The following is a 12,646-nucleotide window of genomic DNA, read 5'->3' as shown; positions in this document are numbered from 1 at the left end:
GCGGTCCCGCGGATCCCGCAACGGATTCCCGCTCCGGAACGCAGTCCTTCGGCCGTTCAAGGTATCTGGCATGGTGAGTAAAGTGCCTTAGCTATCGGTGGCGGATGCTGCCCGGGCGGCAAGCGACGAAACAATCTCCTGTGGCGTGCCCGAGCCGTCGACAAGGGACGAAGGCCGCTTGGACTGGGGCTGGCAGGCATTCCGCTCAGGGCAAAGGCGGTTAGCCACAGATTTCTTTGCCCCTAACACTGCCACTTGCCCAGGAGGGCTTTAACCACCAAATCGAGCGGCCTTACCCGCCCTTTAGGATGGGAGGGTCAGGGCGGCGGCGGTCCACCACTCGCCTTTTGCTAGGCAGCGAACAGTGCCGTACGCACGGCCTTCTCAAAGCCATTGACGTGAGCGCGCGCCAGGTCTGCGGCACGGGCCTCGTCCTTATCGATCACCGCTTGCAGCAGGTCGATGTGCTCATGCACATGCCGGGAAAGGTCGGGCAGGCGATCCAGCACCATGCACCAGATGCGCGTGGCCAGGTTGTCATAGCGGATGAGCACGTCCTCCAAATGCGGGTTCCCCGCCGCGGCATAGATTCCCTGGTGGACGCGGGCATCCAGCTGCAGGGTCTCCACGACAGATGCGTTGTCCACATCGAAGGACTCCACGGCGCTCACAATGAGCCGGAGACGCTCCCGGGCAGCCGCGCTAGCCACCCTGGCAGCACGGGAAGCGGCGAGCGGTTCCAGCTGCGCACGGATTTCCGATATGAACGCCAGGTCTGTCACCTCTACGCGTGTTGCAAAGGTCCCGCGCCTCGGATAGGTCACGACGAGCCTGTCCAGTTCAAGCCGCTTCAGGGCCTCCCGTACGGGTGTCCGTCCCACGCCGAGTTCCTTGGCAAGCCCTTCGTCGTACAACGGGTCACCAGGCCTGATTTCCAGGGTCAGCAGGCTATCGCGTATCCGTTCGTAGGCTACGTCGGCCAAGGATTTTGAACCAACGTCCTCAGTCACCGCCAGAGCTTCAAACGCCACCGTACCGCCTCTCATATCGGCCAATAAATGACTATTGACCCCTTCCCTTTCACCAGTATACGCTGGGTTCCAGTCCTAATATATCAATAAGGTGATCAGGAATATATCTAAAGGAGGGCACATGACCCTGGTGGAGACCGTCCAAGAAACAAGGCCAACTCCGCAGGCGGAAGCCTCTGGAGAAACGACTAGCCGGAAGTTCGTGCTCACACTGTCGTGCGTCGAACGTGCCGGCATCGTTCAAGCAGTGACCACGTTCCTGTTTGAACGTGGATTCAACATCGAGGAGCACCAGCAGTTCGACGACGGCCTGCGCCAGACCCTTCACCTGCGTACCGCTTTTTCCGGGCCTGCAGACTTCGAAGCAGCCAGGCTCGAAGAGGAGTTCCGTTCCATTGCGGAACGCTTCGAGATGAAATTCAGCTTTCACGACGAAACCAAGGCACGCGTTCTGGTTATGGTCTCCAAGTTTGGGCACTGCCTCAACGACCTGATTTTCCGCTGGCGCGGGGGCAGCCTGGGCGGAGATCTCGTCGTCGTCGTTTCCAACCACGAAACACACAGGGCCATGGCAGAGGCTGCCGGCCTGCCCTTCGTGCACATCCCGGTAACCCCCGAGACCAAGGAAGACGCCGAGCGCCGCCTGCTCGAACTGGTCGACGAGTACAACGTTGACCTGGTCGTCCTGGCCCGGTACATGCAGGTGCTTTCCAACGACCTGTGCCGGGCTCTCGAGGGAAGGGCGATCAACATCCACCACTCGTTCCTGCCGGGTTTCAAGGGTGCACGTCCTTACCACCAGGCCTACGACCGCGGCGTCAAGCTTGTCGGGGCAACTGCCCACTACGTGACCGCGGACCTCGACGAAGGTCCGATCATCGAGCAGGAAGTCATCCGCGTCGACCACAGCTTTGGGCCGACCTCCCTCTCAACAGTGGGCCAGGATGCAGAGGCTTTGGCGCTGTCGCGGGCAGTCCGCTGGCACTGCGAGCACCGTGTCCTGCTGGACCACTCCAGCACGGTCGTCTTCCGGTAAGAGCAGCCAGGCACAAGCAGCACAAGCGCACATTCAAAATCAGCAGGAGAAAATAGCAATGGCATCGACACCACGCATTGTCATCATCGGCGCTGGAATCGTCGGCACTAATGTCGCCGACGAACTGGTGGCCCGTGGCTGGAACAACATCACGGTCCTGGACCAGGGCCCCCTGAATATGCCGGGAGGCTCAACGTCCCACGCCCCGGGACTGGTCTTCCAGACCAACCCCTCCAAGACCATGACCACTTTCGCCAAGTACACGGTCGAAAAGCTGCTCTCCCTGAGCGAGGACGGCGTCAGCTGCTTCAACCAGGTGGGCGGTCTGGAACTTGCAACGACCGAGACCCGCCTCGCGGACCTGAAAAGGAAGCTGGGATATGCAGCATCTTGGGGCATCGAGGGAACCATCCTCTCCCCTGCTGAATGTAAGGAGCTCTACCCGCTTCTGAACGATGAGGACGTGCTCGGCGGTCTCCACGTGCCCAGCGACGGCCTGGCCAGCGCCGCCCGCGCAGTTCAGCTGCTCATCAGGCGCACGGAGACTGCGGGAGTCACATACCTGGGCTCCACGACAGTGACAGGAATACAGCAGGCGAACCGGCGGGTTACTGGCGTTGAAACCTCCGAGGGCGTTATTCCAGCCGATATCGTCATCTCATGCGGCGGATTCTGGGGCGCAAAGATCGGCGCCCTGATCGGCATGTCGGTGCCTCTCCTGCCGCTGGCCCACCAGTACGTCAAGACTGCCCCAGTGCCCGAGCTGAAGGGACGCAACGAACTGCCGAACGGGGCCACGCTGCCGATCCTGCGCCACCAGGATCAGGACCTTTACTACCGGGAGCACGGCGAACGCTACGGCATCGGTTCTTATGCCCACCGCCCGATGCCCGTGGACCTCGAGGATCTGGAGACCTTTAACCCGGAGTCCGTCAACGAACACAACATGCCCTCCCGCCTTGACTTCACCTTGGAAGACTTCCTGCCGGCGTGGGAAGCCTCCAAGCAGCTGCTCCCCGGACTGGCCGAAAGCGAAATCGAGGATGGCTTCAACGGCATCTTCTCCTTCACCCCGGACGGCGGACCGCTCATCGGTGAATCCAGGGAGCTCGATGGCTTCTTCGTGGCTGAAGCCGTGTGGGTAACGCACTCCGCCGGCGTAGCCAAGGCGGTGGCCGAGCTGCTCACCACCGGCAAGTCAGAAACTGACCTGGGCGAGTGCGACATCACCCGCTTCGAGGACGTCCAGCTCACGCCTGAATACGTCAGCGAGACCTCGCAGCAGAACTTCGTGGAAATCTACGATGTCCTCCACCCGCTCCAGCCCCGACTCTCCCCGCGAAACCTCCGCGTCAGCCCGTTCCATGCGCGGCAGAAGGAACTGGGCGGCTTCTTCCTGGAATCCGGAGGATGGGAACGGCCGTACTGGTTTGAAGCCAACGCCGGACTCCTGAAGGAGATGCCCACGGAATGGCTGCCCCCTGCCCGTGACGCATGGGCACAGATGTTCAGTTCCCCGATAGCCGCCGCTGAGGCCTGGAAGACCCGCACGGCAGTGGCCATGTACGACATGACCCCGCTCAAGCGGCTGGAAGTCTCGGGCCCCGGCGCCCTGAAGCTGCTCCAGGAGCTCACCACAGCGGACCTGGACAAGAAGCCCGGAGCCGTCACCTACACACTGCTTCTCGACCACGCCGGCGGCGTGCGGAGTGACATCACCGTTGCACGCCTCAGCGAGGACCGGTTCCAGCTTGGAGCCAACGGCAACATCGACACGGCATACTTCACCAGGGCGGCCCGGCACCAAACCCAAAGCGGCTCAGCCACGGATTGGGTGCAGGTTCGGGACACCACAGGCGGCACGTGCTGCATCGGTCTCTGGGGCCCCCTGGCCCGCGACCTGGTGAGCGGCATCAGCGAGGACGACTTCTCCAACGACGGTCTCCGGTACTTCCGGGCAAAGGATGTTGTCATCGGCGGAGTTCCCGTGACGGCAATGCGTCTCTCCTACGTCGGTGAACTGGGCTGGGAGCTTTACACGAGCGCCGAGTACGGTCAGAGGCTCTGGGATGCGCTGTGGAAGGCCGGGCAGCCGTTCGGCGTCATCGCTGCCGGACGTGCGGCCTTCAGTTCCCTGCGTCTGGAAAAGGGATACCGCTCGTGGGGAGCGGACATGACCACCGAACATGACCCGTTTGAGGCGGGTCTCGGCTTCGCCGTCAAGATGACCAAGGACAGCTTCATCGGCAAGGGTGCACTCGAAGGCCGGACGGAGGAAGGTTCCGCCCGCCGGCTGCGGTGCCTGACCATCGACGACGGCAGGTCCATCGTCCTGGGCAAGGAACCCGTGTACTACAAGGAGCAATCGGTCGGCTACGTGACCAGCGCGGCCTACGGCTACACCGTCGCCAAGCCGATCGCCTACGCCTACCTTCCGGCGACCGTTTCCATCGGCGATTCTGTCGAGATCGAATACTTCGGACGACGCATCAGGGCCACTGTTACTGAAGATCCCCTGTACGACCCGAAAATGACCAGGCTCCGCGGCTAACCAGCCGCCGGGCCCCTTGGGGGGCGCGCAGCCCGGACTCATCCTCGCAACGGGATCCGGGCTGCGCGCATCCCCCTTCTCGCCTCAGCCTCAACAAGCCCAGGAATGGACAAATGATCGGTTCAGAAACACTCAACGACTACCTCGGCAGGCTTGCCTCGCGGAATCCCACCCCAGGTGGCGGCGCTGCCGCGGCGCTCCATGCAGCGCAGGGGGCGGCCCTGGTGGCCATGGTGGCAAGATTCAGCACCGGCGGGAAATATGAGCAGCACGAAGAGACAACCTCCAGGATCATTTCCGCCGCCGACCACCTGATTGACGAGGCGCTGGGGCTGGCCGACGCCGATGAAGTCGCCTTCAAAGATGTGATCGCCTCTTACAAGCTGCCCGCCGCGAACGATTCTGAGCGTGAGGCACGCGCAGGCGCCATACAAAGCGCACTGGTCAAGGCTGCTCAACCGCCCGTCCAGCTGATCAAGCTGTCGGGCGCCGTAGTGGATCTTGCCGCCGAACTTCTGGACATTGCCAACCCCAATGTCATCAGCGACATTGCCGCGGCAGCCGACGCGGCCAGGGCGGCTGCCACTACCGCGCGCGTCAACATAGACATCAACGTCGTAGCGATAAAAGACACCCACGCGCGTGCAACGCTGGCCGAACAAACTGACGGCCTCGAAGAAAAAGTCGTTTTGGCAGCCGACTCGCTCTCACAGCACGTACGGGAAAGGATCCTCGGATGACTGCAACTGTGCTCTCCGGCAAACCCCTCGCCAAACTCATACAGCAAAAGGCCCAGAAAGAAGCCAAAGCGCTGGCCGAAGAAGGCGTACGCCCGACCCTCGCCGTCGTAGTCGCGACCGAGGACAGCTCGACCCACTGGTATGTGCGATCCATTGAGCGCGCCACAGAACATGCCGGCATCGACTGCAGGGTCATAGACCTCGGCCCCGACGCGACAGAGCAGGTACTGATTTCCGTCCTGAAGGACATCAGCGCGGAGCCTTCCGTCAACGGAATCATCCTGCAGACTCCCCTTCCCGCCGGTGTAAGAAGCCAGGAGCTGGTCAGGCACATCGCCCCCGAAAAGGATATCGATGGCGCTAACCCCTTAAGCCTGGGGCTACTCGCCGTGGGCCAACGTGCCTTCGCCCCCGCTACAGCACGCGCGGTCATAGAAATCCTGGACCACTTTGACGTTCCGCTGACGGGCCGCAGCGTGGTGGTAGTAGGGCGTTCAGCAGTGGTTGGTAAGCCGCTGTCCCTCCTGCTGCTGCAGAAGGACGCCACCACCACAGTCTGCCACTCGCGGTCGGGCCCCCTTGCGAAGTACACCAAGACTGCCGACATCGTGGTTGTCGCTGCCGGCCGCACCGGTCTCCTCACAGGGGCGGATGTTGCTGACCACTCGGTGGTCATCGATGTTGGTACCAACGTGCTTTCCGATGGCTCACTCGTCGGCGATGTCGACGAAGCCAGCGTCCAGGCCGTTGCCGCTGCACTGACACCAGTCCCCGGCGGCGTCGGCTCAGTGACCACATCCCTGCTTCTTCTCCACACCGCAGAAGCGGCACGGGAGCAGTCGCGCGCAGCCCGATTGCCTGTACTCACCTAATGACCGAGACAGTCACGGCAGGCCTCGCTGCGCCACATTCCACCAGCACCAACAGCTGCACGAAGGTCGTGGGAGACTGGACCGCGCTCATCCCAGGCGACTTCGTCACAGTGCTGGAATCGTACACGGTTCCCTACACCGGCTGGATTGACGACGTGACCGAGGACGGCACCATCATCTGGCTGGTTCTGGCCGCAGGCCGCGGCCGTCGTATGTTCTTCCGCCACGACGGTGACCTCATCACGGTCGAGGTTCCACACGCCGGGAGTTGAGCGGCCGACGGTGAGCACGAAACGACCGCATACTTTTGAAGGAAGAGCCAATGGCCTCTAAAGCCCCCCGCCACAATATCGATGAGTCAAAGCTGACCGTCGGCAAACCCAAAACCAAGGCCGTGGGCATCCCGGCAGTGGCCAACGCACTGAAAATATCCCTTGAGCAAATGGGGCCGCTCCGGAGCGTGCAGACCCTCATGGCGGTCAACCAGATCGACGGCTTTGACTGCATGGGCTGCGCTTGGCCAGAACACGACAAGCGCAATGCGGCGGAATTCTGCGAGAACGGTGCCAAGGCGGTGGCGGAGGAGGCCACACGCCGCCGCGTCACTCCGGAATTCTTCGCCCGGCATTCGATTGCCGACTTGAAGACACGGGATGACTACTGGCTTGGGCAGCAGGGCAGGCTGACGCACCCGATGGTGCTGGACGAGGGCGCAACCCACTACAGGCCGATCGAGTGGGACGACGCCCTGGAACTGATCGCCCAGGAACTCAGGGGCATGGATGACCCTGACCAGAGCGTCTTCTACACGTCCGGAAGGACATCCAACGAGGCGGCATTTGTGTACCAGCTGCTCGTACGCGGGGTGGGCACGAACAACCTCCCGGACTGTTCGAACATGTGCCACGAGTCTTCCGGGTCGGCCTTGGTGGAGACCATTGGCATTGGCAAAGGATCGGTCAGCCTCAAGGATCTGGAAACGGCCGCCCTGATTTTCGTTGCCGGCCAGAATCCGGGCACCAATCACCCGCGCATGCTCAGCGCCTTGGAAAAGGCCAAGAAAAACGGGGCAGCCATCGTATCGATCAATCCGCTCCCCGAGGCGGGGCTGTTTCATTTCGAGAACCCGCAGACCGTCTCAGGGACGCTGCTTGGCACCCAACTGACTGATGATTTCCTTCAGATCAGGGCCGGCGGCGACCAGGCACTGTTCCAAGGCCTGGGAAAATACCTGCTGGAAGCGGAACGTGCAGGCAGGAACGGCCCTGGCTTAGCAACGGTTTTGGACCACGACTTCATCGACAACCACACAGTCGGCCTCGATGCCTACCTTGCGCAGTTGGAACAGGTCCGCTGGGACGACATCATCGAGGCTAGCGGCCTCACCATGGAACAGATCGCGGCCACCGGCGAACGTCTCCTGGCGTCAGGCTCAACCATCGTCTGCTGGGCAATGGGCCTGACACAGCACAAGCATTCAGTGCCCACTCTCCGCGACGTGGTCAACGTCCTGCTGCTTCAGGGCAACATCGGTAAGGCGGGAGCGGGGGTTTGCCCCGTTCGTGGACACTCCAATGTCCAAGGCGACCGGACCATGGGCATCTTCGAACAGATGCCGGAGAGTTTCCACGACAGGCTCGACCAGGAATTCCAGTTCCGTTCACCCCGGGCCCACGGCTACGACACGGTCGCTGCAATCCGGGCCATGCGCGACGGCAAGGTCCGGCTATTCGTGGGCATGGGCGGGAACTTCGTCCGGGCGGCACCCGACTCGGAGGTTACCGAGCAGGCGCTGGCCAATACCCATTTGACGGTCCAGATTTCGACGAAACTGAACCATTCCCACGTGGCAACAGGAAAGCGCGCCCTGATTCTCCCGACCCTTGGCCGTACGGAGAGGGACACCCAGCAGTCTGGCGACCAGAGGGTGACCGTGGAGGATTCGATGAGCGCTGTTCATGCATCCCGCGGCCGGCTCAAGCCCGCGAGCGACCAATTGATGTCCGAGGTAGCCATCGTCTGCAACCTCGCCCACAAGGTGTTCACGGACGCTTCCGGACTCCCCCGCCCCAACACACCGGTAACTAACTGGCTCGCGCTTCGGGACGATTACTCCCGGATCAGGAAGCACATCGAGGCTGTCATCGATGGCTTCGAGAACTTCGAGGAGAAAATTCAGAACCCCGGCGGATTCATCCTGCCCCACCCGCCCCGGGACAGCAGGGAATTCAAGACGCGCTCCGGCAAGGCGCACTTTACCTCGAACGCCCTGGAGTACCTTCGGGTCCCACCCGGCCGGCTGATCCTGCAGACGCTTCGTTCCCACGACCAGTACAACACCACCATCTACGGCAAGGACGACCGGTACCGCGGAATACACGGCGGCAGGCGTGTAGTACTGGTCAATGAAGCGGACATAGCCGAAATGGGCTACGCGGACGGGGACATGGTCGATCTGGTCTCGGAGTTCCGTGGAACGGAACGCCGGGCGGAGAGTTTCCGCATCGTGTCCTACTCGACACCTAGGGGTTGCGCAGCCTCCTACTACCCGGAAACCAACGTGCTGGTGCCGCTGGACTCGGTGGCGGACACCAGCGGAACCCCGACGTCCAAGTCCGTCATTGTCAGGCTGGAGCCGGCGGGAGGGCGCACGCATGGGTAACGATCTTGACGTCGGACTGCACAGCATCGGATTGCACGGTACCCGGCTGGACAGCAAGGGGGTGGACAGCAAAGGGGTGGACCGCCCACGGGTAGAGCGGGCGGTCCGTGAGTTCCTCCTCGCCGTCGGCGAGGACCCTGACAGGCCTGGCCTGGCGGAGACTCCGGCACGTGTGGCACGTGCCGCCGTCGAAATGTACGGTGGCCTTCACGAGGATCCCGCATCGATCCTGAATAAGACGTTCGACCTCGGCCATGAGGAACTGGTCCTCGTCAAGGACATTCCTTTCTACTCCACCTGCGAGCACCACTTGGTGCCCTTCCACGGGGTGGCCCACGTTGGCTATATCCCTTCAGCCGAGGGACTGGTAACGGGCCTGAGCAAACTGGCCAGGCTGGTGGATGCGTTCGCGCGGAGGCCACAGGTGCAGGAACGGCTGACAACCCAAGTGGTGGATGCCGTCGTCTCTGCCCTCCGCCCGCTCGGCGCGATTGTCGTGGTGGAATGCGAGCATCTCTGCATGTCCATGAGGGGCGTCAGGAAACCGGGCGCAAAAACCATCACTTCCGCGGTACGGGGTGAGCTGCGCTTGCCGGCGGCCCGGGCCGAGGCGCTCAGCCTGATCATGGGCCGCTAAGGAAACGGTGTAATCAACCACACATGCCTTCCGCTTGATATATCTTTGCGATATATTATAAATATCAGTCGTCGCTGCCCCGGTTTTCTCTACGCAGAGAGGCCGGACTGCCTGCAAAGCCGGACCGATGCTTGGAGCACGGCGCCGGGGCCTCATGGCCAGTGTCATGGAAAGCGATGTCGTTTCCCGTAAACGGTGTTTCGGTTGGCCTGAATACCTGGGGAGGTAAGCGCCGAAACACCGCTTTCGGGAAACGAACCGATAGAAATCCATTTCAGCAACGAGGGAACGACCAGTGGTAACTCAAGCCCTTCCAATTGCCGACAGGCCTGGCAAGGACGGCGGGCGGGCCGCGGACGGGGAACACACCTGGGCGGAAGCGCGCCGGTTGGCTTTTGATTGCGCCAGGCCTCTCGGACCAGAACGGATTCCGCTGCGGGAGGCGAACGGAAGAACGCTGGCGGCTGACCTCGTCGCACTTCAGGAGATGCCCCACTACGCCTCCTCCGCAATGGATGGCTGGACGGTTAATGGCGCCGGCCCTTGGGTGCTGACCGAACCAGGGAAGCCCCTCGGCAGCGGGCAGGCCAGCCCCGTCGTCACCGGCGGAGTAATACCCCCAGGCTCCCAGGCGGTGCTCCGGGTCGAGAGCGGACAGCTTGCGGGCAAAGCGGGCGGCCAGCCCGTGCTGATGGTGGCCGAGGGGGCACCACCCGGTGAACCTCGTTCTGGCCAGCACATCCGCAAGTCGGGCGAGGAAGCGGCAGCAGGTGAAGTCCTGATCCCCGCAGGGACAGCTTTGAACCCTGCCCACATCGCTCTCGCCGCAATTGCCGGGTTCGATCAGCTGGAAGTGCGGGGCAAGCCCCTCGTCAAGATGCTGGTCACTGGATCAGAGGTGGTTACCGCCAGTCTTCCGGCACCGGGAGAGGTCAGGGATGCCTTCGGGCCCCAGATCAGCACAGTCATCCAGATGCTCGGAGGCGTCCCGGGGTCGCTGATCCGCATCGGGGACTCCTACGAGGAATGGCTTACAGCACTTGGGGCCCTTGAAGCGCCGATGGGGCAGTGGTCCGACGTGATCGTTACCACAGGCGGCACCGGGCGCTCCGGCGCAGACCATTTCCGAACTGCCACCGCGGCGCTCGGCGGACGGCTGCTGATTGACGGCATCGCCATGCGGCCCGGCCACCCGGCCGCCCTGGCGAAACTGCCCAACGGCCGTTTCGTCGTCGGACTCCCGGGCAACCCGCTGGCCGCCTTAATGGCCCTCTTCACCATTGGCGCTCCGCTCCTGGCCGCACTGGGCCACCAGCCCCTTGCCGACATCTGCCGGCTACCTTGCGGCACGGTCATCGACTCCCACGCGGCGTCCACACGGCTTATGCCCTTCAAGTGGATCAACGGCCTTGCGACTCCGGTCCGCTACACCGGCCCCGGCATGATGCGGGGCCTGGCCTCGGCCGACGGGGTAATGGCGGTCCCGTCGCGCGGCGTTCAGTTAGGGGAGCCGGTTCCGGTATTCGCCCTCCCCTGGCGCCCGGAGCTGCACAATACACCGGCATGGCCATGAGGATCAGATGAGAACGAACAGGCGAGGAGTATTCACGACGTGGCACGCATGACCCAACGGCGAAAGGTCCACCGGTACCTCCTGGACGGCTCCGCGGCCGCCGTCGAATACCCCGTGCGGCTCAGGGAGGACGTGCTGGCGGCCGAGGAACCGCTGGAAATCCGTTTCGGCAGCATGTCCTTTGCCGTGACCATGCGGACACCCGGCGACGATTTCGACCTCGTGGCCGGCTTTCTGGTCTCTGAAGGCATCATCAGCTGCCAGTCGGATCTGGCGTCGCTCCGCTTTTGCTCAGGTGAGGATGAACTGGGCAGGCAAACGTTCAACGTCGTTGAAGCCCAGTTCCGTCCCGGCCTGTCGCTGCCGGATACCGGCCGGCACATTTACACCTCCAGCTCCTGCGGCATCTGCGGCAGCACGTCCATCGAAGCCGTGCGCAAGACCCTCACCTTCGGCCTCGAGCAAGACCAGCTGCGGGTGCCGGTTGACGTACTGGCGCGGCTCCCGGAACAGTTGCGCGAAGCCCAGGCGCTGTTCGATAAAACCGGAGGCGTCCACGCGGCAGGGCTGTTCAGAATCACCGACGGCGGTGAGGCCGAGCTGCTGTGCCTCCGTGAGGACGTGGGCCGCCACAACGCGGTGGACAAGGTGATCGGGTGGGCACTGCGTGAAGGGCGTCTGCCCTTGCGCGGAACGGTCCTGCAGGTCTCTGGCAGGGCGTCCTTTGAGCTCGTTCAGAAGGCAGCTCTTGCCGGCATCCCCGTGTTGGCGGCGGTCAGCGCACCCTCAAGCCTGGCGGCGGACCTCGCTGCCGAGACCGGCATGACTCTTGTGGGTTTCAGCCGGGGCAAGAGCCTCAACGTGTACGTAGGCGAAGAACGGCTGGCACCGCCGCTGAACAACTGAAAGGAAACCAGTGGCTGATATTGAAGTAATCGGGGCTGTCCTCACCGCCGATCCCATCTCAGAGGACGATGCCCTTGCCGCGGTCGAGGGTCCCGAGGCGGGCGCCGTTGTCAGCTTCCGAGGGGTTGTCCGCAACCACGACGAGGGTAAGGCCGTTGAGCGCCTGAGTTACACGGCGCATCCCACTGCGTCGAAGGCCATGCTGGAGGTTGTGGCCACCCTCCTCGACGAATACTCGGAGGAGACCGGCCACCCCGTGCGCATTTGGGCTGCCCACCGCACCGGCACCCTTGAGGTCGGTGACGTGGCCCTGGTGTGCGCCGTATCCGCCGCTCACCGCCGCCAGGCATTCACCATCTGCTCCGAGCTAGTAGACCGCATCAAGGCCGGCGTGCCGATCTGGAAGGAACAGCTCTTTAGCGACGGATCGGTCGAATGGGTTGGCGCGAACGAGCCGATGTCACGCCGCACGCGAAAGCTCCCACCGACACCAACAACAACAAATTAGGAGAAAGATGACTTCGAACATCTCTGCGCCTGCCGTGTCCACGACACAGTCCGGCGCTCCTGTCACGTCCGATGCCCATTCCAAGGCTGTCGGCGCCGACGGCGCCATCATCCTCACGGACCACTACCTG

Annotated in this window: 11 protein-coding genes; 10 read left to right on the top strand and 1 reads right to left on the bottom strand. The window is 62.9% G+C overall.

The genetic code is table 11. The features are described from left to right. Positions 1 to 350: 350 nt before the first annotated feature. Positions 351 to 1,031, bottom strand: a complete 681-nt coding sequence (locus JYA52_RS01105) for a GntR family transcriptional regulator (RefSeq protein ID WP_205651312.1) — start codon at positions 1,029 to 1,031, stop codon at positions 351 to 353. Between the two features lie 121 nt (positions 1,032 to 1,152). Between JYA52_RS01105 and purU the strand changes: the two genes are divergently transcribed. From purU to JYA52_RS01055, 10 genes are all read left to right on the top strand, one after another. Further along, complete coding sequence (purU, locus tag JYA52_RS01100) at positions 1,153 to 2,067, top strand: formyltetrahydrofolate deformylase (protein ID WP_205651311.1); 915 nt, start codon at positions 1,153 to 1,155, stop codon at positions 2,065 to 2,067. Between the two features lie 58 nt (positions 2,068 to 2,125). Next, the gene (locus JYA52_RS01095; protein ID WP_205651310.1) at positions 2,126 to 4,618 is read left to right on the top strand and encodes a GcvT family protein; all 2,493 of its coding nucleotides are present in this window, start codon (positions 2,126 to 2,128) and stop codon (positions 4,616 to 4,618) included. A 113-nt stretch (positions 4,619 to 4,731) separates the two neighbouring features. Next, complete coding sequence (locus tag JYA52_RS01090) at positions 4,732 to 5,358, top strand: cyclodeaminase/cyclohydrolase family protein (RefSeq protein ID WP_205651309.1); 627 nt, start codon at positions 4,732 to 4,734, stop codon at positions 5,356 to 5,358. Continuing rightward, entirely contained in the window at positions 5,355 to 6,230 is an 876-nt protein-coding gene (locus JYA52_RS01085) for a bifunctional 5,10-methylenetetrahydrofolate dehydrogenase/5,10-methenyltetrahydrofolate cyclohydrolase (protein ID WP_205651308.1), read from the top strand. Before JYA52_RS01090 ends, JYA52_RS01085 begins: the two co-directional genes overlap by 4 nt. Then, the gene (locus JYA52_RS01080) at positions 6,230 to 6,502 is read left to right on the top strand and encodes a hypothetical protein (RefSeq protein WP_205651307.1); all 273 of its coding nucleotides are present in this window, start codon (positions 6,230 to 6,232) and stop codon (positions 6,500 to 6,502) included. Before JYA52_RS01085 ends, JYA52_RS01080 begins: the two co-directional genes overlap by 1 nt. 50 nt (positions 6,503 to 6,552) lie before the next feature. Next, positions 6,553 to 8,892, top strand: a complete 2,340-nt coding sequence (locus JYA52_RS01075; protein WP_205651306.1) for an FdhF/YdeP family oxidoreductase — start codon at positions 6,553 to 6,555, stop codon at positions 8,890 to 8,892. 76 nt (positions 8,893 to 8,968) lie between these two features. Then, the gene (gene folE, locus JYA52_RS01070; RefSeq protein ID WP_372433698.1) at positions 8,969 to 9,529 is read left to right on the top strand and encodes a GTP cyclohydrolase I FolE; all 561 of its coding nucleotides are present in this window, start codon (positions 8,969 to 8,971) and stop codon (positions 9,527 to 9,529) included. A 295-nt stretch (positions 9,530 to 9,824) separates the two neighbouring features. Then, positions 9,825 to 11,102, top strand: coding sequence for a molybdopterin molybdotransferase MoeA (locus tag JYA52_RS01065; protein ID WP_372433697.1), 1,278 nt, complete (start codon positions 9,825 to 9,827; stop codon positions 11,100 to 11,102). Between the two features lie 39 nt (positions 11,103 to 11,141). Next, complete coding sequence (gene fdhD, locus JYA52_RS01060; protein WP_205651304.1) at positions 11,142 to 12,008, top strand: formate dehydrogenase accessory sulfurtransferase FdhD; 867 nt, start codon at positions 11,142 to 11,144, stop codon at positions 12,006 to 12,008. A gap of 10 nt (positions 12,009 to 12,018) precedes the next feature. After that, positions 12,019 to 12,516 carry a molybdenum cofactor biosynthesis protein MoaE gene (locus JYA52_RS01055; protein WP_205651303.1) on the top strand — a complete coding sequence of 166 codons (498 nt, stop codon included), beginning with the start codon at positions 12,019 to 12,021 and terminating at the stop codon, positions 12,514 to 12,516. The last annotated feature ends 130 nt before the right edge of the window (positions 12,517 to 12,646 follow it).

This window comes from Arthrobacter pascens, from assembly GCF_017052465.1.
Lineage (GTDB): Bacteria > Actinomycetota > Actinomycetes > Actinomycetales > Micrococcaceae > Arthrobacter > Arthrobacter pascens.
The sequence above is the reverse complement of the archived record's forward strand: the minus strand, read 5'-3'. Positions and strand labels throughout refer to the sequence as shown.

Coding starts and splice junctions, on each gene's coding strand:
- purU (WP_205651311.1), top strand. CDS start 1,153: ATGACCCTGGTGGAGACCGTCCAAGAAACAAGGCCAACTCCGCAGGCG.
- JYA52_RS01095 (WP_205651310.1), top strand. CDS start 2,126: ATGGCATCGACACCACGCATTGTCATCATCGGCGCTGGAATCGTCGGC.
- JYA52_RS01090 (WP_205651309.1), top strand. CDS start 4,732: ATGATCGGTTCAGAAACACTCAACGACTACCTCGGCAGGCTTGCCTCG.
- JYA52_RS01085 (WP_205651308.1), top strand. CDS start 5,355: ATGACTGCAACTGTGCTCTCCGGCAAACCCCTCGCCAAACTCATACAG.
- JYA52_RS01080 (WP_205651307.1), top strand. CDS start 6,230: ATGACCGAGACAGTCACGGCAGGCCTCGCTGCGCCACATTCCACCAGC.
- JYA52_RS01075 (WP_205651306.1), top strand. CDS start 6,553: ATGGCCTCTAAAGCCCCCCGCCACAATATCGATGAGTCAAAGCTGACC.